The sequence below is a fragment of the Saprospiraceae bacterium genome (genome assembly GCA_026129545.1).
In the GTDB taxonomy this organism is placed as follows: Bacteria; Bacteroidota; Bacteroidia; order Chitinophagales; family Saprospiraceae; genus M3007.
Genome location: JAHCHX010000003.1, coordinates 314,791 through 334,289, shown reverse-complemented (window position 1 = coordinate 334,289; position 19,499 = coordinate 314,791). Strand labels below are relative to the sequence as shown.

The following is a 19,499-nucleotide window of genomic DNA, read 5'->3' as shown; positions in this document are numbered from 1 at the left end:
GAGACACAGTGAACGGTCTGATTGGCAAAAAAATCGGGATGACCAGCATCTATGACAGCAACGGCAAAAACGTGGCAGTCACCATCATTGAAGCTGGCCCCTGCGTCGTCACGCAAGTGCGCACCGAAGAAAACGACGGTTACGCTGCCCTCCAGTTGGCTTTCGGCGACCGCAAAACGAAAAACACGCCCAAGCCTCTCATGGGGCATTTCCAAAAAGCGGGTCTTGAAGAGCCGCTCTACAAAGTGAAAGAGTTTCGCAACATGAGCCTGACCAAGAACCTCGGCGACGAGGTGACGGTGGCCGACGTGTTTGCGGAAGGCGACAAAGTGGTCGTGACCGGCACCTCCAAGGGCAAAGGCTTCCAAGGCGTCGTGAAGCGTCACGGCTTCGGCGGCGTGATGCAGCAAACGCACGGTCAGCACAACCGCCTTCGAGCGCCCGGCTCGCTCGGCAACTCTTCCTTCGCCGCCAAGGTGATGAAAGGGATGCGCATGGCAGGCCAAATGGGCAACGAGCAGGTAAAAGTGCGCAAACTGCAAATTTTGAAAGTGTTCCCTGACCAGAACATCCTCCTTATCAAAGGCGCGATTCCGGGTCACAAGGGCGCTTATGTAACAATTGAAAAATAATTTCTTGACCAATAATTTCCGCAGGAAATGAAAGTTTCGGTCTATAACATCAAAGGCGAATCCACCGGCAGGTCAGTAGAGCTCCCGGAAGAGATATTCGGCATCGAACCACACGAGCACAGCGTTTGGCTTGATGTGAAACGCTACCTTGCCGCTCAGCGCCAAGGAACCCACAAATCGAAAGAGCGCAGCGAAGTCAGCGGCTCCACCCGTAAATTGCACAAGCAAAAAGGCACGGGAGGCTCGCGTAAGGGCGACATCAACAACCCCCTCTATCGCGGTGGTGGCCGAGTATTTGGCCCACGTCCACGCAACTATGACATTCAGGTCAATGCGAAAGTGCGTCGCCTTGCCCGCCGCAGCGCCCTTTCAGCCAAAGCAAAAGCAGGCGGCATCATCGTAGTGGAAGATTTCACTTTTGAAGCTCCTAAGACAAAGGATTTCCAAAACATTTTGACCGCCCTCAAAGTGGCCGACAAGAAGCCCCTCACGGTATTGGGCAGCTACGACAAGACGTTGTACCTCTCCTGCCGCAACATCGAAAAGGCTTCCATAGCACCCGCTTCCGACTTGAACACCTATCAAATCATGCAAGCAGGAGCAGTCGTCATCACTGAAAGCGCGATTGATAAAATCAAGGAAAATTGTGCGTAACCTCTCGTTGCTCGTTCATCGTTGACCGCCAGTAGTTCTAAAGTGGCCAGCGAACAGCGAACAACCAACAACGAACAACAAAAATGGCTAAGCAAATTTTGATAAAGCCAGTCATCACGGAAAAGGCGACCAAACTCGCCGACAAGCGCAACACTTATGCGTTCGTGGTGAACAAGGATGCCAACAAAATCGAAATCCGCAACGCGGTCGAAAAGATGTTCAACGTCTCCGTTGACCGCGTGAACACGGCGATTATGCCGGGCAAGCCCAAATCGCGCAGCACCAAAACCGCCATCGTGCGCGGCACAAAGTCTTCATACAAAAAGGCTTATGTGACGCTCACTCCGGGCGAAACCATTGACCTCTTTGGCGCAAGCGAATAAAACGACCTGCGTTCGGCAGATTAAAAACAGACAATAACTTATTGCTACCATATCACGATGGCAGTCAAAAAATTCAATCCGCTTACACCGGGGCTTCGTTTCCGGGTTGCTGTTTCGAGGGAAGAGCTGACCAAAGGCGCCAAGCCTGAAAAGTCGCTCATCGCCCCGAAAAAAAGCACTGGCGGTCGCAACAGCGACGGTCGCCGCACCATGCGCTATCGCGGCGGCGGCCACAAGCGTCGCTATCGGATTATTGATTTCAAACGCGACAAAGCAGGTGTGGCCACCGTACAGTCCATCCAGTACGACCCGAACCGCAGCGCCTACATCGCGCTCATCCAATACGAAGCCGACGGCGAAAAAAGCTACATCATCGCGCCAAAAGGTGTCGAAGTCGGCCAAAAAGTCATGTCGGGTCGCGGTGTGGCCCCTGAAAACGGCAACTGCCTCTTCCTATCCGAAGTACCATTGGGCGCTTTTGTCCACAATGTAGAGTTGCACCCCGGCCAAGGAGGCTCACTCGTTCGCAGCGCAGGCACAAGCGCCCTGATGATGGGCCGCGAAGAGCGTTACGCCGTCTTGAAAATGCCTTCCGGCGAAACCCGCCGCATCCTCCTTACCTGCCGTGCCACTATTGGAGTGGTGAGCAACCCCGACCACAGCCTCGAGGTAATGGGCAAAGCGGGTCGCATGCGCTGGAAAGGCTGGCGCCCACGCAACCGCGCCGTTGCGATGAACCCCGTTGACCACCCCATGGGTGGTGGCGAAGGCCGCGCGTCGGGCGGGCATCCGCGCAGCCGCAAAGGACTAAAAGCCAAAGGAATGAAAACTCGTTCGCGTACAAAAGCTTCCAACGCGCTTATCATCAACCGCCGGAAGTCAGGAAAATAAAAGTTGAGTTGAGGATTTGTTGAGGCATTGATTTCGATTTCAATACCCTTCGGCAAATCGCCTCCAAGTCAGCATCAAGTAAATCAACGCATCAACATTCGACAAATGCCGCGTTCACTTAAAAAAGGCCCTTACGTCCACCACTCATTGCTGGAGAAAGTGGCCAAGTCAAAACAAAGCAACCGCAAGCAGGTGATAAAAACGTGGAGCCGTGCCTCGATGATTATCCCCGACATGGTCGGCGAAACCATCGCGGTACACAACGGCAAAACATTCGTCCCCGTTTTCGTGACCGAAAACATGGTCGGCCACAAACTTGGAGAGTTTTCACCCACGCGCAACTTCCGCGGCCACGCTGGCAACAGGAAGTAAAAAACGGGGTGTGCTGAAACAATCTCACGCTCTATATTCAACAAGCAATCAACAATTAGCAATAAGCACTCGAAATGGAAGCTGTAGCTAAACTGAGAAATATCCCGATGTCGCCGCGCAAAATGCGTTTGGTAGTGGATAACATCCGTGGTCGCAAAGTGGTGGATGCCTTCGGTATATTGAAGCACACCAACAAAGAGGCAGCGGTATGGCTTGAAAAACTCTTGCTCTCGGCAGTCAACAATTGGGAGCAAAAGTCCGAACAAGAAGGCGCTGCCGACGACTATGAGCTCTATGTCAAGACCGCTCATGTAGACCCGGGCAGCATCATCTATCGCTTCCTGCCCGCGCCCCAAGGTCGCGCATACAAAGTGCGGAAGCGCCGCAACCATGTCACCATTGTGGTAGAAAACCGCGTCGCTCTCGAAGGCGAAAGCGACGAATAAACAGCCATCTGAACAACACACATTCACTCAATCACTCATTCGCACGATATAAATGGGTCAGAAAGCAAATCCGATTGGTAATCGCTTAGGCATCATCCGGGGTTGGGACTCCAACTGGTTCGCCGACAAAGACTACGGTCTTAAAGTGGTAGAAGACGAAAAAATTCGCAGCTACCTCCGCGCTCGGCGCCCCAAAACGGCCTCCAACGACCCGCGGGAGCGCAACAAGCCGATGCAAAACGGCATCAGCCGAATCGTCATCGAGCGCACCATGAAGCGCGTTACCGTCACTATCCATACTAGTCGTCCCGGCATCATCATCGGCAAGGGCGGCAAGGAAGTTGACCTCATCAAGGAAGAGCTCAAAGTGCTCACCGGCAAAGATGTCCAAATCAACATCTTTGAAATCCGCAAGCCCGAACTCGATGCCAACATCGTTGGAGAGCAAATCGCCAAACAAATAGAAGCACGCATCAACTTCCGCCGTGCAGTCAAAGGTGCCATTCAAGGCTCGATGCGTGCCGGTGCGGAAGGCATAAAAGTTCGCGCAAGCGGGCGTCTTGGCGGGGCGGAAATTGCTCGTACCGAGGAATACAAGGAAGGACGCACACCTCTGCATACTTTCCGTGCCGATATTGACTACGCTTGGGTTGAAGCCCAAACCGTTTACGGAAAAATCGGCATCAAGGTATGGCTGTTCAAGGGCGAAGTGCTCCAAAAACGCGAGCTGACCCCATTTGCCGCAGCGGAAGGTACAGGTGGCGACCGGCGCGACGACCGTCGTGGTAGCGGCGAGCGCCGCGAGGGCGGTGGCGGCGAGCGCCGCGACCGTCGGGATGGCGGCAGCGAGCGCCGCGAGCGCCGTGAAGGTGGTGGCGAGCGTGGCGAGCGCCGCGAGGGCGGCGGCAACCGTGGCGGCGGCAATCGCGGCGGCGGCGGCAACCGTGGCGGTGGCAATCGCGGCGGCGGCGGCGGACGCCGATAAAAAAGTGACCTGACAATTAACGGCGCGTTTGAATTACCCTTTTTCAAGTTTTCCAAGCATGCCGTACATTTGCAGCCCTTTTTCTGAAAAGCGGCTGATAAAAACAAACTTTGATTGAGAGGCTTTTAAATTGACACACGATGTTACAGCCAAAACGTCAAAAATATCGCAAGCAGCACAAAGGCCGCAATCGCGGCCTGGCACATAAAGGAAGCTCGATTTCCTTCGGCTCGTTTGCGCTGAAATCTTTGGAATTCAGCCGCCTGACCAGCCGTCAGATTGAATCGGCTCGTGTGGCGCTTACCCGCAACATGAAACGGGAAGGCAAGGTCTGGATCCGCGTTTTCCCCGACAAACCCATCACCTCCAAACCTGCCGAGGTGCGTATGGGTAAAGGTAAGGGTGCCGTGGACCACTTCGTGTGCGAAGTGCAACCCGGACGCATACTGTTTGAAGTGGAAGGCGTGAGCCAAGAACTCGCCTACGAATCGCTTCGGCTCGCGGCCCAAAAACTTCCGGTGCTCTGCAAAGCCGTCACGCGATACGACTACGAAGGATAAAAACTAGTCTGGTTATTCGGTTATTTGTTGATTTGGTTATATAATTTTAAATAACTAAATGACCAAATAACCCAATCAACAATAAAAACACAATGGCAAAGGAGAAATTGAATGTTGCTGAAATGTCCGACGCAGACCTGCAAAGCCAATTGGCTAGCTTGGAGCGCGAATACCAGCAAATGAAATTCGACCACGCGGTCAAAGGGCTCGCCAATCCAATGGAACTACGTGAAATGCGTCGCGACATCGCCCGCATCCTTACGGAAGGCCGAAGCCGCGAACTGGCAGCCATGTCGCCAGCCGAGTTGGAAATGCGTTCCAAGCTCCGTGCGCGCCGCCGCCGTCAGAAATAAAAAAGAGTTGAATGGGTTGGGTTTGTTCGAGCGGTTGAATTGACTTCGGCTTGTGCGAAAATCCAAACAACTTCAACGGATTCAACGAATTCAACAAAAATTGACATCTACATAGATGGAAGCAGTATCAAGAAATCTTCGCAAGCAGAAAATAGGCGTGGTGGTTTCCAATAAAATGGACAAAACCATCGCCGTCATGGTGGAGCGTCGCCTGATGCACCCGCTTTACGGAAAATTCGTGAAGCGTTCCAAGAAGTTCTTCGCTCACGACGAAGAAAACACTTGCAATGTCGGCGACACCGTACGCATCATGGAAACCCGCCCGCTCAGCAAAATGAAACGCTGGCGCTTGGTCGAAATCATTGAAAGAGCGAAGTAAATAATCGTTGTTCGTTGCTCGTTGCTCGTTCTTCACTACTCAGAACCAACAACCAACAACCAACAACCAACAACCAAACAAAGTCATGATTCAGCAAGAGTCTCGTTTGAATGTGGCCGACAATTCCGGCGCTAAAGAGGTACTTTGCATTCGCGTTCTGGGTCATACCCGCCAGCGTTATGCGGGAGTAGGCGACAAAATCGTCGTGACCGTAAAAGATGCCAGTGCAGGCGGGGCCATCAAGAAAGGCACCGTGTCAAAAGCCGTCATCGTGCGCACACGAAAGGAAATCCGCCGCAAAGACGGTTCCTACATTCGCTTCGACGACAACGCCGTCGTGTTGCTCAATGCCGCTGACGAACCGCGCGGCACCCGCATCTTCGGCCCCGTCGCCCGCGAACTCCGCGACAAAGACTATATGCGTATCGTCTCACTCGCGCCCGAAGTTCTTTAAACATTCAATGTGGCCACATTGACCACATCATCAAATTGCCACATTAGCACATTATCAAAATGGCAACGAAACATAAAGTAAAACGCTTTGCACCCAAATTGCACGTCCGCAAGGGCGACACAGTAATGGTGTTGGCTGGCGACGACAAAGGCAAGACCGGGCAAGTGCTCCAGGTTTTCCCCGATAAAAACCGCGCCATCGTGGAAGGAGTCAACATCGTGAAAAAACACGTCAAAGCCACCCAAAACGAGCCTGGCGGCATCCAAGAAATGGAAGCCACCATTCACATATCGAACCTCGCGTTGCTCGACCCCAAAACAGGCGAGCCGACCCGCGTCGGTCGTCGCCAAGAAGATGGTGTAAGCGTTCGCTATTCAAAGAAAACTGGAAACGTCATTAAGTGATGAAATACATACCTCGTCTCAAGACAAAATACCAGAAAGAAGTTGTGCCTGCGCTCATGCAGCAGTTCAACTATACCTCCGTCATGCAAGTGCCGCGTTTGACCAAGATATGCGTCAACCAAGGTATCGGCGACGCGACGGGCGATAAAAAAATGGTGGACAACGCTGCTACCGAGCTGACGACCATCGTCGGTCAAAAAGCAGTGCCAACCAAGGCTCGCACCTCCGTGTCGAACTTCAAATTGCGCGAAGGGATGCCGATTGGCGTGCGCGTGACGCTGCGCGGCGAGCGTATGTACGAATTCCTCGACCGCCTCATCAATGTGGCCTTGCCCCGCGTGCGCGACTTTCGCGGCGTGAACGACAAATCGTTCGACGGGCGCGGCAACTTCACCATGGGCATCACCGAACAAATCATATTCCCTGAAATAGACATTGACAAAGTGTCGAAAATCATGGGCATGGACATCACATTTGTCACCACCGCCAACACAGATGCCGAGGCTTTTGCCCTGCTGAAGGAAATCGGGATGCCGTTTGTGAAAAAATAACCAAGACTCTCATTCTCAACTCGATATAAGAGCACAATGGCAAAAAAATCAGTTATTGCCCGCGAGAAAAAACGCCAGCGTTTGGTTGCAAAATACGCCGAGCTCCGCAAGAAGCTCAAAGAAGAAGGCAACTATGACGCATTGGACAAACTCCCGCGCAATTCCAACCCCATTCGCTTGCACAACCGCTGCTTGCTCACTGGCCGCCCGAAAGGCTATATGCGCAAGTTCGGTATATGCCGCGTCAAATTCCGTGAAATGGCCCTTTACGGCAAAATTCCCGGAGTCACGAAAGCCTCGTGGTAAAATCCGTTGTTCGTTGACCGTTGTTTCGTTGTTCGTTTGAAAAAAATATGAACCAACAACCAACAACCAACAACCAACAACTAACAACCAACAACTATCAACTTTTGATACAATGCACGTCACCGACCCGATAGCAGACTATTTGACCCGCATCCGCAACGCGCAGATGGCTGGTCATCGCATCGTAGAGATTCCGTCGTCCAAACTAAAGCAGGCGATCACGGAAATACTGTACGACCAGGGTTACATACTCAAATATACGTTCGAGGACAAGAATGCCGAGAACAAGCAGGGCCTCATCAAAATTGCACTCAAGTACGACCCGCAAACGAAGCAACCAGTCATCCGTGAGCTGGTGCGCGTCAGTCGTCCAGGCTTGCGCAAATTTGCCGGATCCGCCAACATTCCGCGCATCATCAATGGCCTAGGCGTTATGATCGTGTCAACCTCCAAAGGGGTGATGACTGATAAGAAAGCACGCGAAATGAACGTCGGCGGCGAATTGCTCTGCTACATCAGTTGAAGTTGGAGGGTTTTTAGAGTATTTAGCCCATTGAGTTTTCTAAATCATTCTAAATCCCTCTAAATCATTCTAAATCAGAAACTAAGAACTCATCTGCGATATGTCACGCATTGGTAAATTGCCGATAACGCTTCCCGCAAAAGTGGAAGTTTCGGTGGCCTCCGACAATACGGTCACTGTGAAAGGCCCGAAAGGCTCCCTTTCCCAAAAAGTGGACCCAGACATTAAGGTAAAAGTGGAAGATGGCACGCTCACGGTCGAGCGTCCCACCGACCAAAAGCGCCATCGTGCGTTGCATGGCCTCTACCGTGCACTCATCAACAATCTCGTGGTGGGTGTCAGCGAAGGCTATACTCGTGAGATGGAAGTCATCGGTGTCGGTTATCGCGTCGAAAACCAAGGCAACCTTCTGACACTCACAATTGGTTACTCGCACCCAGTGATGTTCTACGTTCCCTCGGAAATCAAACTGACGACGGCCATGGAAAAAGGCTCGCCGCCGTTGATTCGCCTTGAAGGCACCGACAAGGAACTCCTAGGGCAAGTATGCGCCAAGATTCGCTCCTTCCGCAAGCCTGAACCCTACAAAGGCAAGGGTATCATGTTCAAGGGTGAGCAGATTCGCCGCAAGGCTGGCAAAACTGCTGGCGCGAAGAAGTAATCTTAACTTGCCGATTCCCCGTTCTCAAATCAATCGGCAGTGAACAATCAACAATCAATGTCCCGGTCGGAAATCGGGGCAACAATTTGATAAGCGACAATGAAACGCACCAGACAACAGAGCCGCAAGCGCATCCACTTGCGGATTCGCAAAAAAGTCAACGGAACGCCAGAACGCCCGCGTCTAAACGTGTTCCGTTCCAATAAAGCCATCTACTGCCAAATAGTGGACGACCTCAAGGGGCACACATTGGTGGCAGCCAGCTCGGCCGGTCTTAAAGGCACCAAGACTGAACAGGCGGCAGAAGTAGGCAAACTTATCGCTGAGAAAGCCAAGTCCGCCGGAATCGAGGCGGTGGTTTTCGACAGAGGCGGTTATCTCTACCACGGTCGCGTGAAGGCTTTGGCCGACGGCGCTCGTGAAGGAGGACTTCAATTTTAAAAATGGTTATTTGTTTAGTTGGTTTTCGACGATTTGAAAAAGCAAGTTCAAATCAGCGCACGGACCAACATAACCAAATCAACAAAATAAATAACAGCAAAGCATCATGGCAAGGCAAGAAAGAGACAACACCCGCGCCGCGGAAGAATCGGGTCTCAAAGAAAAACTCGTGTCGCTCAATCGCGTGGCCAAAGTCACCAAAGGTGGCCGGACGTTCAGCTTCGCTGCCGTTGTGGTAGTGGGCGACGGGAAAGGCCAAGTGGGGCAAGGCTTGGGCAAGGCACGCGAGGTATCGGAAGCAATCGCCAAAGCGGTGAAAGATGCCGAGAAGAACCTCGTGAAAGTGCCCATTCTGAACGGCACCATCCCACACGAGGCGCGCGGCAAGTACGACGCAGGTCGCGTGCTCATCAAACCCGCCGCACACGGCACGGGCGTAATTGCAGGTGGTGCCATGCGTGCAGTGTTGGAAGCCGCTGGCGTACACGACGTGCTGGCTAAGTCACAAGGCTCCTCCAATCCGCACAACGTGGTGAAAGCGACCATCGCCGCTCTCACGAGCTTGCGCAGCCCGATAGAAGTGGCGCGTCAGCGCGGCATTTCGATGGAAAAACTATTCAACGGCTAATTCTTTGTTGCTCGTTGTTCGTTCCGAAGTATTGGTTTCAACGAGCAACGTTCAACGAACAACGTTCAACGGACAACGAAAATGAGCAAAGTAAAAATTACGCTGGTAAAAAGCCCGATTGACAAAACCAAACGTCAGAAAGACACGCTCAAGGCATTGGGCTTCCGCAAGATGCACCAAACGGTGGAGCATGAGGCTACTCCCCAAATTGAGGGAATGTTGCGCGTGGTCAACCACCTTGTTCAGGTAGACAAAGCCTGAAAAGAGAGCAAAACCCGCCGATGTAGTTCAGCAAGCGACGACGGGCACGACAATTCAATCGTTCAAACTAAGAGACCTTCAAGTTTTTTCGAGGGTCTTTACATCGAATAAAATTCAGCAATGGAACTCTCAAATCTTCGCCCAACGGAAGGTTCAGTCAAATCACGCAAACGCATCGGTCGCGGCACAGGTTCGGGTCGTGGTGGCACCTCCACTCGCGGTCACAAAGGCGACAAGGCGCGTAGCGGCTCCAAAGAGAAGCGCCACTTTGAAGGTGGCCAGACTCCTATGCAGCGTCGGTTGCCCAAGCGTGGTTTCAAGAATATCAATCGAGTGGACTATGTGCCCTTGAATCTGGGCAAATTAGAAGACTTGGTGCAGAAGACCAGCAACAACACCTTTGATGTGGCGGCCCTTGTGGCAGCGGGCATAGCCAGAGCCAGCGATAAAATCAAAGTGCTTGGCAACGGCGCTCTGACCTCAAAAGTCAACATCAAGGTACACGCTATTTCGGCCTCCGCCAAAGCCGCCATCGAAGCAGCAGGCGGGAGCGTTGAACTCGTTTAAATCGCACTTCGTACATGAAACTGTTTACAGTTCTTCAAAATATCTGGAGCATCAAGGAACTCCGTCAGCGCATACTCTTCACACTTGCGCTGTTGCTGATTTATCGCGTCGGCACGTTCGTGGTGCTTCCCGGTGTGGTGCCTGCTGCGCTGGCCAAAAACGCATCAAACCGCAGCGCCAATGACCTGCTCGGCCTCATCAACGTTTTCACGGGTGGAGCCTTCGACAACGCGGCCATATTCGCCCTCGGTGTCATGCCATACATCACTGCTTCGATTATCGTGCAATTGCTGGGCTTTGCCGTGCCCTATTTCCAGCGTTTGCAAACAAAAGAAGGGGAGAGTGGCCGCAAGCGCCTCAACCAGATTACCCGTATGCTCACCATCGCCATCACTTTGGTGCAAGGTGGGGGGTATTTGCAGTTGGTAAGAAGCATCCCCGGCGCCGTTTCACCCGATATTCCCGACGGACTGTTTTGGTTTACCAATATCATCATCCTAACGGCGGGCACCATATTTTGTATGTGGCTCGGCGAACGAATCACGGATAAAGGAGTTGGCAACGGTATATCGCTCATCATTCAGGCTGGCATCATCGCACGACTCCCACAGGCATTCGTGTTTGAGTTCCAAAAATTGTTTGGTGACAACAAGCTGCTGATATTCTTTGTCGAATTGGCACTCTTCTTCCTGATTGTCATGGCCACTATTTTGGTTATTCAGGGTGTCAGGAGAATACCGATTCAATTTGCCAAGCGAATGGTGGGGCGTTCAGGCGGAGCACTGCCCACCGCGAGCGCCCGCGATTATCTGCCTTTGAAAGTCAATTCTGCGGGCGTGATGCCCATCATCTTTGCTCAGGCATTGATGTTCCTGCCAGCCACCGCTTTGCAATATATGTCTGGAGAAGATGTGAACACGGGTCGTATTCACATGTTCAACGACATCTATTCATTCGGCTACAATGCGCTTTTCTTCCTCCTCATTGTCGTGTTCACCTATGTTTACACGGCGTTGATGATAAATCCGCAGAACTACGCAGAATACCTCAAGCGCAGCAACGCTTTCATCCCCGGCGTCAAGCCCGGCGAAGCCACCTCAGAGTACATTGACAACATCATGACCCGCATCACGCTACCGGGCGCGATATTCTTAGGCTTCATCGGTATTTTGCCCTCCATCGCGGCTTCTCTCGGTGTCAACCAGCAGTTCGCGCTGTTTTTCGGAGGCACCACCCTGTTGATTATGGTCGGTGTGGCACTTGACACACTTCAAGTCATAGAAAGCTACCTGCTGACACAGAAATATGATGGCCTGATAAAATCAGGCCGCATTCAAGGGCGCTCCACTTCGGGTGTCCAAGTAGGCCAGCCTCAGTAAACCTGAATTTGATAATGTGATAATAGCGTAATTTGAAAATCGGCAGATTGGAAAATTGTCACATTATCCTCATTATCAAATTAGTGAATTTTAAAAATGGGAATTTTTTCGAGCGGCATTGAAGGCAAACGTGTCTTTTACAAAACGAACGACGAAATCGAGATGATGCGGAAAGCCAACTTGGTTGTTTCCAAAACATTGGGTCACGTCGCAAGTCTGCTCAGGCCGGGCATCACGGGTGCTGAAATTGACAAGGCTGCCGAAGAATTCATCCGCGACCACAAGGGGCGGCCAGCGTTCAAGGGTTATGGCGATGCCGACAATCCTTTCCCCGGCTCTCTTTGCATCTCTTACAACGATATTGTGGTGCATGGCATCCCAAGCAAGAGAGAGTTCAAGGAGGATGACATCGTCTCTATTGATTGCGGGGTGGAATTGGACGGATTCTATGGCGACGCGGCCTTCACTTTTGCGTTTGCCAACGTGGGAGAGCCAACGATGGAGCTGCTGAGCGTCACATACGCCTCTCTTTACAAGGCAATCGAGCAAGCAGTGCATGGCAAAAGAGTGGGCGATATTGCATTCGCGGTTCAAGAATACTGTGAGCGCCAACACAAATACTATGTGGTGAGAGATTTAGTTGGTCATGGAGTCGGGCGGTCACTACACGAGGACCCCGAAGTGCCCAACTACGGCAAGCGAGGCAAAGGCCCGCTGTTACTTGACGGATTGGTGTTGGCGATTGAGCCTATGATAAATCTGGGAACCAGAGATGTGTATCAGGATGAGGACGGTTGGACGATTCATGCACGCGACCGTGGCCCCAGCGCACACTATGAACACTCGGTGGCCGTGAGAAGATCGAAGGCCGATATTCTCTCCACGCACGAGTTCATTTTGGAGGCAATAAAAAATAACAAATCGTTGAAGGAAGTTTACCCGAAAAATTAGACCTTTGCACCCCGAAATTCAGGAAGGGTTTTTATGGCAAAAGAAGACATTATCAAACAAGACGGCGAAGTCACAGAGGCGCTCTCCAACGCAAACTTCAAAGTACGCTTGGAAAACGGCCATGTGATACTGGCGACCATCTCGGGCAAAATGCGTATGCACTACATCCGTATTCTTCCCGGCGACAAGGTTTCCGTGGAAATGTCGCCGTACGATTTGACAAGAGGTAGAATCATTTACCGCTATAAATAACACCCCAACCCCAAGGAAAGACCAAGCATTGAAAACGCATTTTTTTCGCAAACTGGCAAATACGACCCGACATGAAAGTCCGTCCGTCCATCAAGAAGCGCTCCGTTGATTGCAAGATAGTTCGCCGCAAAGGCAAGCTATACGTCATCAACAAGAAAAACCCAAAGTTCAAACAACGGCAAGGATAAAGGCTGTTGGTTCGAGGAATCGTTGTTTCGTTGATTTAACATTAACCGCTCGACTTCCGCGAATCGCATTCGAATCAACAAATTAACAACATCAACAAATCAACAATAAAATGGCACGTTTAGCTGGCGTGGATTTGCCCCGCAATAAAAGAGGGGTCATTGGTCTGACCTACATTTATGGCATTGGCCCTTCTACTGCCAAAGCCATTCTGGATAAGGCAGGTATTGACGAAAACACCAAAGTGGAAAAATGGACGGACGAGAACATCAAAATCCTCTCCCGTATCATTGCCGACGAATACAAGACCGAAGGCCAACTCAAAGCCGAGGTGCAGATGAACATTAAGCGTCTCATGGACATCGGTTGCTACCGCGGCTTGCGCCACCGCAAAGGTCTCCCGTTGCGTGGTCAGCGTACCCGTACCAATGCCCGTACCCGTAAAGGCAAACGTAAAACGGTGGCAAACAAGAAAAAAGCAACGAAATAATGTGCTGATGCGAGAATGTGACAACATGCTTATAAGTTTCCAGCACAAGCATTCTCTAAGTTTCAATTGGCACACTTTCAAAATTAGCACATTAGCACATTGAAATAAAATGGCAAAAGGAGCTGCAAAAAAGGTTGTTAAGCGCAAAGTCAAAGTGACCCCGGAGGGTATTGTGTTCATTCAGGCTAGCTTCAACAACATCATTATCTCTATCACCAACAAGCAAGGTGAAGTTGTCTCTTGGGCTTCAGCCGGCAAAGCCGGTTTTCGTGGCTCCAAGAAAAACACGCCCTATGCTGCCCAAGTGGCTGCCAACGATGCTGCCAAAACAGCTTTTGAAGCAGGCATCCGCACGGCGGAGGTGTTTGTGAAGGGGCCGGGTTCGGGTCGTGAAGCCGCTATCCGCGCCATTGACCAATCTGGCATCAAAGTGCAAGTCATCAACGACGTGACCCCAATGCCACACAACGGCTGCCGCCCACCCAAGCGTCGCCGCGTTTAAAACTCTGCTGTTGATTCGGTTATTTGTTGATTTGTTGATTCGACAAGTAACCCCCAAATCAACAAATCAACAACTTGTCAAATCAACACCATTCAGTAATGGCTCGTTATACAGGACCAACCACCAAAAAAGCCCGTTCGTTTGGCGACCCGATATTCGGGGTAGATAAATACTTTGAGCGTCGGAAATATCCGCCGGGCCAGCATGGCTTGTCGCGGAAAAAGAAGCAGGCTTCCAACTATTCGCAGCAATTGCAGGAAAAGCAAAAAGCTAAATATACCTACGGTGTGTTGGAGCGTCAGTTCCGTAAGACTTTTGTCAATGCTACGCGCCGCCACGGTGTCACGGGTGAGGTCTTGCTCCAGTTGCTGGAGGCTCGCTTGGACAACACGGTGTATCGTTTGGGCATCTCACCGACTCGTCGGGGTGCCCGTCAGTTGGTTAGTCATCGTCACATAACAGTGAATGGCCACGTCGTCAATATACCTTCCTATTCGCTGAAACCCGGCGATGTGGTGGCTGTTCGGGGCAAGTCCAAAGGCTTAGACATGGTGATCACCCATGTAGGCGCAAAGACAAGTCACGTTCGTCAATTCGGATGGTTAGAATGGAACCCTGATAAGATGCAGGGCATTTTCCTAACCTACCCGCAGCGCGACCAGATACCGGAAAAAATCAACGAACAGTTGATTGTCGAGTTGTACTCGAAATAAAAATAGCAAACACGAGCAGGTTGGCGCCCTTCAAGAGCGCCAACCATTTTCGCGTTTAAGTGTTTTAGTCCCCCACAATCCTTCCCTGCCCTCATAAATCACTGATTCCCACCATTTCAAATTCGGAGCGTTCCACAATATGAGTATTCTCAATTTCCAAAAGCCTGACAAAATCCTGTTGCAAAAAGCAACCGATTTTGAAGGCACTTTCGAGTTCAAGCCGTTAGAGCCGGGTTTCGGCCAAACGGTTGGAAACTCGCTTCGCCGCGTACTTCTCTCATCTCTCGAAGGTTATGCTATCAGCGCCGTGCGTATCGGTGGCGTTGACCATGAATTTGCGACCATTCGCGGGGTAGTGGAGGATGTGGTGGACATCGTGCTCAATTTGAAGCAGGTCCGTCTGAAACCCCTCGCTGCCGATGAAAAAGGTCAGCCCGAAAAAATTTATCTGACCATCAGCGGTCAGGAAGAATTTCGTGCCGGCATGATTGAAGATGCCAACAACGTCTTCAAAATCATGAACCCCGACCTGCTCATCTGCCGCATGGAACCGTCGGTCAATCTCGAATTGGAACTGACCATCAGCAAAGGTCGCGGTTATCAGCCCGCCGACGACGGCGCGCCCAAAGATGCAGCAGTCGGCGTCATTCCGATTGATGCCATCTACACACCCATCAAAAACGTGGCCTACAAAGTGGAAAACACGCGCGTAGGTCAGCGCACGGACTATGAAAAACTGACCATAGAGGTCAAGACAGATGGCACGATTCATCCCGAAGAGGCCATCCGCGAGGCAAGTCGCATCCTTATCCAGCATTTGATGCTGATTACCGACGACAACATCACCTTCGACACGCCAGCCAGCCGCGAGGAAAATGTGGTGGACGAGCACATCCTCCACATGCGCAAACTGCTGAAAACATCGCTCGAAGACCTCGACCTCAGTGTGCGAGCCTACAACTGCCTTAAAGCCGCAAAAATCAACACGCTGGCTGAGTTGGTTCGTTACGACACCCATGAGCTCCTCAAATTCCGCAACTTCGGTAAAAAGTCGTTGGTTGAGATAGAGGAACTTTTACAAGACAAGGGCCTCACTTTTGGGATGGACCTTGCCAAGTACAAATTGGACGAAGAATGATTTTCCTTTGATTTGTTGATTCGGTGATTTTTTGAGAATTACCCTCTCGACACTGCCGAATCAACAAGTCATCGAATCATCAAATCAACATTTTTTCAAAAAGAGCAGTGACCGTTGAGCGCCTCGCGCGGCCCCGGTGTTGCCACCTAAACAAAAGGTACTTTTTAACATGAGACACGGAGATAAAGTAAACAACCTCGGACGCACGGCCTCGCACCGCCGCGCCTTGCTCGCCAACATGGCGATTTCTCTCATCGAACACAAACGCATCACGACTACTTTGGCAAAGGCCAAAGCCTTACGCCGTTATGTGGAGCCTCTGATAACCAAAGCAAAAACCAACACGACACATTCTCGTCGGGTAGTGTTCAGCTATTTGCAGAACAAAGAGGCCATCAAGGAGCTCTTTGGCCCGATTGCAGAAAAAGTGGGTGAGCGCCCGGGCGGCTATGTGCGCGTCATCAAACTTGGCTTCCGCCGGGGCGACGGCGCGGAAACTGCCATGATTGAGCTGGTGGATTTCAACGAGGTCTACAACCCGAACGCTGGCAAGGTCAGACAGACGAAGAAAACACGTCGCGGCGGTCGCAAATCTGCTGCTTCGACGGCAGCAGTAGCAGAACCTACGGCTACGGTGGCCGAACAGGCTGTAGCGGCAGCCGAAGAAGCGGCTGTGGAAGCCACGGAAGCAGTGGCAGCAGAAGTAGAAGCGCCTGTTGTGGCGGAGGACGTTGTCGAGACCGCGGCAGAAGTTGTTGCTGACGTTGTGAAAGAGGCAACTACCGAAGAAGCGCCCGCTACCGAAGATAAAAAGGACGAAGAACAAGCATAAAATTGTTTTTCAACTGTATGCAAAAATCGGCGACTCCCTGCCATAGGGGTCGCCGATTTCTTTTTGGCTTGAGGGCGTTTTCACATTTTCACTATGCGACCTGCGAATACTTCGCCATTTGCTCGAAGGCGGAAAAAGAATACTCCTTTCCCCTGCCAGTCCGATGCTTGTAGCGACAACGATTGAGCACCGCCTTCCACCTGTGTGTTTTTCTCTAAAATCATCTTGCCTGATTCGTCGAACAATTCAAGACGGACCTCGGTGGGGTGGGGCGTGAAGAGATTGAAAGTCGTCGTGTGGCTAAAAGGATTCGGCTGGGGCGGGAAGAACAGGGCACCATTCAACTGTTGAGCGCCGAAACCAAGAATGAGTGGATGACGTTCGGTAGCGCCTTGCAAAGTGGGCATATATGCTTCGGAGGCAAAGTGGGGGGACAGGCGGAGCATTTCGGCAAGTGAGCCAGCCTGCAAGGCTTTTATTTTCAAAAAACACAGCGCCTCGTCGGGCGGAAACAATCGCTCCTCCACATCGAACCAAAGTGCGCGAACCTCGTCGCCTCGGCTCGAAAAATGCTCGTCGGGCACTCCTTCCACGTCCACGATTTCCGCAAATAAAGGAACTGCCGATAGCGCCATTTGCCAGCCATGCAACTTGTGCCCGCCCAAAAGGTAAATAGGGACGGCGACTGTGGTACCTGCTTCAAGAAATTGATTTTCTATGTTGAGAAGCAAAGGTGAGCGGGTGTCTGCCTCGTCGTTGCCAAAAGCGGCAGATAGGTTGGTGTCGCCCATTTTGATGCCAACAAATCGAAGCCCCGAAACGGTGATGTCGTCGGCCAGATTGGTGAGCACGATACGGTAGGTGTCTTTGGGCACGCTTAGGATGTCGCTTGGGTCATCAATTGGTCTGATGAGTCGCCAAGAAGGCACGGCAGGGAACGTGTCGTATATGCCGAGGATGAGTCTGCGGGTTTCCACGATGTCGAATGTGGTCACGGTGTTGCTGGCATTCACATCCGCAGCGATGCGCTGGTAGGCGCTATAGAAAGGTTCGATGTTCAGTATATGCCTGCTGGTTTGCAGCAAATCGAAGGTCGTGACACCGTTGAGCGGGTCATCATTGCGGTTGGCTCGCACCACCACTTGATAGTTATTGTTGAAAGGGACAGGGCTGAAAGCAACGCTGAAACACGAATCCGTCACGTTTTTTTGGATTGATTGTGGCGAGGGCAATGCCGCCGACAACAAGTCCCCACGAATGTTGTAGTTGCTCATTTTGGCACCACCTGCCGAGCTCGCACAGCCTTGCAGGCCGATGCGCACGTCGGTGGCGCAAGCACAAGTATCTGCATTGTCCTGTACTGTCACGTTGCTAAGACAAATGCTGGTGAAATCGTTTTCGTCTTTCACCCATACTTGCAGCTGGTGAGCGCCGACATCGCAACCATCAAAATTGACTGCACTATCTGCGGGGAACCCCGTCCCGTCCCCCAGCCTTCTGATGCCAAATACCAAGTCGTCTTTGGGTGTACAGTTGTCAAAGGCATTTAGCACAACATCCGACACATGGAGCGAGGCGTTGCAGAAAAAATCGAGGTTCTGCGACAGGTTGTTGATGCAAATGAGGGTGGGCGGTAGGCAATCATCAATAGTGAACAAGTAGGTGCATTGAGAAGCGTTTCCGCAGTTGTCGGTGGCGCGCCATGTGATGCGGTGAGTGCCGGCGGGGAGCACGGCAAGCACCGAATCCACAGAGGCTTCCATGTCAATTGTGTTGTCGGCAAACAGGTCAAGGCGGTAGGAATAATAGACGAGCGGGCTGTTGAGGCAAGCCGTCACGGCCTGCTCTCTCATAAACACAGTACCCTCGTCGCAGCTGCCGGGGTCGAAGCAAAATGCCTTGTCCGAGCAGTCGGATATCCAAGTGATTTGTGCGGAAAGACTCAATTGGGCCAAGAGGAGCGCGAGCGTAAATAACCGATTCATGGTGAGCTGATTTTGATGCGTTACCTGCTTTCAGGTAGTGTATGCAACAAAAATAGTTCCCAAAAGGGAGCAACAAGGGCATAAATGCACCACCTTGGCTGTTTTGCACAAAAACTAAGGCTCCAAAACGACATGAGCCACGCTGTTTGAAAACCTCAAAACAGCAATGGCTCATGTGTCACGGTTCTTCTTGACCGATGTCAGGTAGTTTATTTCTTGGTGCAGGTCATGGTGCAGTTTTCACCTTGTCCGCCCACGCTGTATGAGTAGGCAATGGTCATGATGAGGCCATTGATAGAGCCGCTTCCGCTGATGGTGATGGCGAAGCCTTGCACTGTGATGGTTTGCTGCGGAATCGTTATGGAGTTGCCAGAAACCGTTGCGGTGATGCCGACAGTGAAATCTCCAAAGTTGCTGATGATGACCGAGCTGGAAGATGCCGCCGATTCGGTGATGGTGATGTCGTAGTTGCCTGTTCCAGTGGTTGGGCAGTTTTCAACAACGGAATAGGTGCCCAAGAACTTGTCTCTGTCATTGTCTTTGCTGTCTTTTTTGCAGCCAAACGACACTACAAACAATACGGAAAGAACCGCGAGAATGGGAGCTTTAAAGTTTTTCAT

General features: G+C 51.5%; 31 protein-coding genes. 29 read left to right on the top strand and 2 right to left on the bottom strand.

Features of this window, described 5'->3' with window-relative positions:
* Positions 1-8: 8 nt before the first annotated feature.
* The 29 genes from rplC to rplQ all read left to right on the top strand — a co-directional run bounded on the left by rplC (position 9) and on the right by rplQ (position 16,894).
* Complete coding sequence (gene rplC / locus KIS77_19300) at positions 9-632, top strand: 50S ribosomal protein L3 (GenBank protein MCW5924474.1); 624 nt, start codon at positions 9-11, stop codon at positions 630-632.
* Between the two features lie 27 nt (positions 633-659).
* On the top strand, positions 660-1,286 hold the full coding sequence (rplD, locus tag KIS77_19295) for a 50S ribosomal protein L4 (GenBank protein ID MCW5924473.1): 627 nt from the start codon (positions 660-662) through the stop codon (positions 1,284-1,286).
* Positions 1,287-1,369: 83 nt separating this feature from the next.
* Entirely contained in the window at positions 1,370-1,669 is a 300-nt protein-coding gene (gene rplW, locus KIS77_19290) for a 50S ribosomal protein L23 (GenBank protein MCW5924472.1), read from the top strand.
* Between the two features lie 57 nt (positions 1,670-1,726).
* Positions 1,727-2,560, top strand: coding sequence for a 50S ribosomal protein L2 (gene rplB / locus KIS77_19285; GenBank protein ID MCW5924471.1), 834 nt, complete (start codon positions 1,727-1,729; stop codon positions 2,558-2,560).
* 105 nt (positions 2,561-2,665) lie between these two features.
* Positions 2,666-2,932 carry a 30S ribosomal protein S19 gene (rpsS, locus tag KIS77_19280; GenBank protein MCW5924470.1) on the top strand — a complete coding sequence of 89 codons (267 nt, stop codon included), beginning with the start codon at positions 2,666-2,668 and terminating at the stop codon, positions 2,930-2,932.
* Between the two features lie 74 nt (positions 2,933-3,006).
* The gene (gene rplV / locus KIS77_19275) at positions 3,007-3,378 is read left to right on the top strand and encodes a 50S ribosomal protein L22 (GenBank protein MCW5924469.1); all 372 of its coding nucleotides are present in this window, start codon (positions 3,007-3,009) and stop codon (positions 3,376-3,378) included.
* Positions 3,379-3,430: 52 nt separating this feature from the next.
* Positions 3,431-4,363: a 30S ribosomal protein S3 gene (gene rpsC, locus KIS77_19270; GenBank protein ID MCW5924468.1), complete on the top strand. Its 933-nt coding sequence runs from the start codon at positions 3,431-3,433 to the stop codon at positions 4,361-4,363.
* Between the two features lie 140 nt (positions 4,364-4,503).
* Positions 4,504-4,923 carry a 50S ribosomal protein L16 gene (gene rplP / locus KIS77_19265; protein MCW5924467.1) on the top strand — a complete coding sequence of 140 codons (420 nt, stop codon included), beginning with the start codon at positions 4,504-4,506 and terminating at the stop codon, positions 4,921-4,923.
* A gap of 92 nt (positions 4,924-5,015) precedes the next feature.
* Complete coding sequence (rpmC, locus tag KIS77_19260; protein MCW5924466.1) at positions 5,016-5,276, top strand: 50S ribosomal protein L29; 261 nt, start codon at positions 5,016-5,018, stop codon at positions 5,274-5,276.
* A 115-nt stretch (positions 5,277-5,391) separates the two neighbouring features.
* Positions 5,392-5,655 (top strand): 30S ribosomal protein S17, encoded by a 264-nt coding sequence (gene rpsQ / locus KIS77_19255; GenBank protein ID MCW5924465.1) that lies wholly within the window; start codon positions 5,392-5,394, stop codon positions 5,653-5,655.
* Positions 5,656-5,740: 85 nt separating this feature from the next.
* Positions 5,741-6,109, top strand: a complete 369-nt coding sequence (gene rplN, locus KIS77_19250; protein MCW5924464.1) for a 50S ribosomal protein L14 — start codon at positions 5,741-5,743, stop codon at positions 6,107-6,109.
* Positions 6,110-6,168: 59 nt separating this feature from the next.
* Positions 6,169-6,513 carry a 50S ribosomal protein L24 gene (gene rplX, locus KIS77_19245; protein MCW5924463.1) on the top strand — a complete coding sequence of 115 codons (345 nt, stop codon included), beginning with the start codon at positions 6,169-6,171 and terminating at the stop codon, positions 6,511-6,513.
* Positions 6,513-7,064, top strand: a complete 552-nt coding sequence (gene rplE, locus KIS77_19240; GenBank protein ID MCW5924462.1) for a 50S ribosomal protein L5 — start codon at positions 6,513-6,515, stop codon at positions 7,062-7,064. The genes rplX and rplE overlap by 1 nt, the downstream gene beginning before the upstream one ends.
* Before the next feature lie 36 nt (positions 7,065-7,100).
* A complete protein-coding gene (gene rpsN / locus KIS77_19235; GenBank protein ID MCW5924461.1) occupies positions 7,101-7,370 on the top strand; it encodes a 30S ribosomal protein S14 in 270 nt (89 codons plus the stop codon).
* A gap of 112 nt (positions 7,371-7,482) precedes the next feature.
* The gene (gene rpsH / locus KIS77_19230) at positions 7,483-7,893 is read left to right on the top strand and encodes a 30S ribosomal protein S8 (protein ID MCW5924460.1); all 411 of its coding nucleotides are present in this window, start codon (positions 7,483-7,485) and stop codon (positions 7,891-7,893) included.
* A gap of 100 nt (positions 7,894-7,993) precedes the next feature.
* Positions 7,994-8,554, top strand: a complete 561-nt coding sequence (gene rplF, locus KIS77_19225; GenBank protein ID MCW5924459.1) for a 50S ribosomal protein L6 — start codon at positions 7,994-7,996, stop codon at positions 8,552-8,554.
* 99 nt (positions 8,555-8,653) lie between these two features.
* Positions 8,654-8,995: a 50S ribosomal protein L18 gene (rplR, locus tag KIS77_19220; GenBank protein MCW5924458.1), complete on the top strand. Its 342-nt coding sequence runs from the start codon at positions 8,654-8,656 to the stop codon at positions 8,993-8,995.
* Positions 8,996-9,101: 106 nt separating this feature from the next.
* Complete coding sequence (rpsE, locus tag KIS77_19215; protein ID MCW5924457.1) at positions 9,102-9,623, top strand: 30S ribosomal protein S5; 522 nt, start codon at positions 9,102-9,104, stop codon at positions 9,621-9,623.
* An 81-nt stretch (positions 9,624-9,704) separates the two neighbouring features.
* Positions 9,705-9,884, top strand: coding sequence for a 50S ribosomal protein L30 (gene rpmD / locus KIS77_19210; protein MCW5924456.1), 180 nt, complete (start codon positions 9,705-9,707; stop codon positions 9,882-9,884).
* A gap of 120 nt (positions 9,885-10,004) precedes the next feature.
* Positions 10,005-10,451: a 50S ribosomal protein L15 gene (rplO, locus tag KIS77_19205; GenBank protein ID MCW5924455.1), complete on the top strand. Its 447-nt coding sequence runs from the start codon at positions 10,005-10,007 to the stop codon at positions 10,449-10,451.
* Between the two features lie 14 nt (positions 10,452-10,465).
* Positions 10,466-11,830, top strand: a complete 1,365-nt coding sequence (gene secY, locus KIS77_19200) for a preprotein translocase subunit SecY (protein MCW5924454.1) — start codon at positions 10,466-10,468, stop codon at positions 11,828-11,830.
* A gap of 96 nt (positions 11,831-11,926) precedes the next feature.
* Complete coding sequence (map, locus tag KIS77_19195) at positions 11,927-12,781, top strand: type I methionyl aminopeptidase (GenBank protein ID MCW5924453.1); 855 nt, start codon at positions 11,927-11,929, stop codon at positions 12,779-12,781.
* 33 nt (positions 12,782-12,814) lie between these two features.
* Positions 12,815-13,033 (top strand): translation initiation factor IF-1, encoded by a 219-nt coding sequence (infA, locus tag KIS77_19190; GenBank protein MCW5924452.1) that lies wholly within the window; start codon positions 12,815-12,817, stop codon positions 13,031-13,033.
* Between the two features lie 71 nt (positions 13,034-13,104).
* Positions 13,105-13,221 carry a 50S ribosomal protein L36 gene (rpmJ, locus tag KIS77_19185; protein MCW5924451.1) on the top strand — a complete coding sequence of 39 codons (117 nt, stop codon included), beginning with the start codon at positions 13,105-13,107 and terminating at the stop codon, positions 13,219-13,221.
* 110 nt (positions 13,222-13,331) lie between these two features.
* Complete coding sequence (rpsM, locus tag KIS77_19180; GenBank protein ID MCW5924450.1) at positions 13,332-13,709, top strand: 30S ribosomal protein S13; 378 nt, start codon at positions 13,332-13,334, stop codon at positions 13,707-13,709.
* Between the two features lie 109 nt (positions 13,710-13,818).
* Positions 13,819-14,211, top strand: a complete 393-nt coding sequence (gene rpsK / locus KIS77_19175; protein MCW5924449.1) for a 30S ribosomal protein S11 — start codon at positions 13,819-13,821, stop codon at positions 14,209-14,211.
* 98 nt (positions 14,212-14,309) lie between these two features.
* Positions 14,310-14,924 (top strand): 30S ribosomal protein S4, encoded by a 615-nt coding sequence (gene rpsD / locus KIS77_19170; protein ID MCW5924448.1) that lies wholly within the window; start codon positions 14,310-14,312, stop codon positions 14,922-14,924.
* A gap of 139 nt (positions 14,925-15,063) precedes the next feature.
* Positions 15,064-16,062, top strand: coding sequence for a DNA-directed RNA polymerase subunit alpha (locus KIS77_19165; protein ID MCW5924447.1), 999 nt, complete (start codon positions 15,064-15,066; stop codon positions 16,060-16,062).
* 169 nt (positions 16,063-16,231) lie between these two features.
* Positions 16,232-16,894, top strand: a complete 663-nt coding sequence (gene rplQ, locus KIS77_19160; GenBank protein ID MCW5924446.1) for a 50S ribosomal protein L17 — start codon at positions 16,232-16,234, stop codon at positions 16,892-16,894.
* 80 nt (positions 16,895-16,974) lie between these two features.
* On the opposite strand, the gene KIS77_19155 is transcribed toward rplQ, so the two are convergent.
* Together KIS77_19155 and KIS77_19150 are read right to left on the bottom strand one after the other, a co-directional pair.
* Entirely contained in the window at positions 16,975-18,879 is a 1,905-nt protein-coding gene (locus tag KIS77_19155) for a T9SS type A sorting domain-containing protein (GenBank protein MCW5924445.1), read from the bottom strand.
* 209 nt (positions 18,880-19,088) lie between these two features.
* Positions 19,089-19,499, bottom strand: a complete 411-nt coding sequence (locus tag KIS77_19150; protein ID MCW5924444.1) for a hypothetical protein — start codon at positions 19,497-19,499, stop codon at positions 19,089-19,091.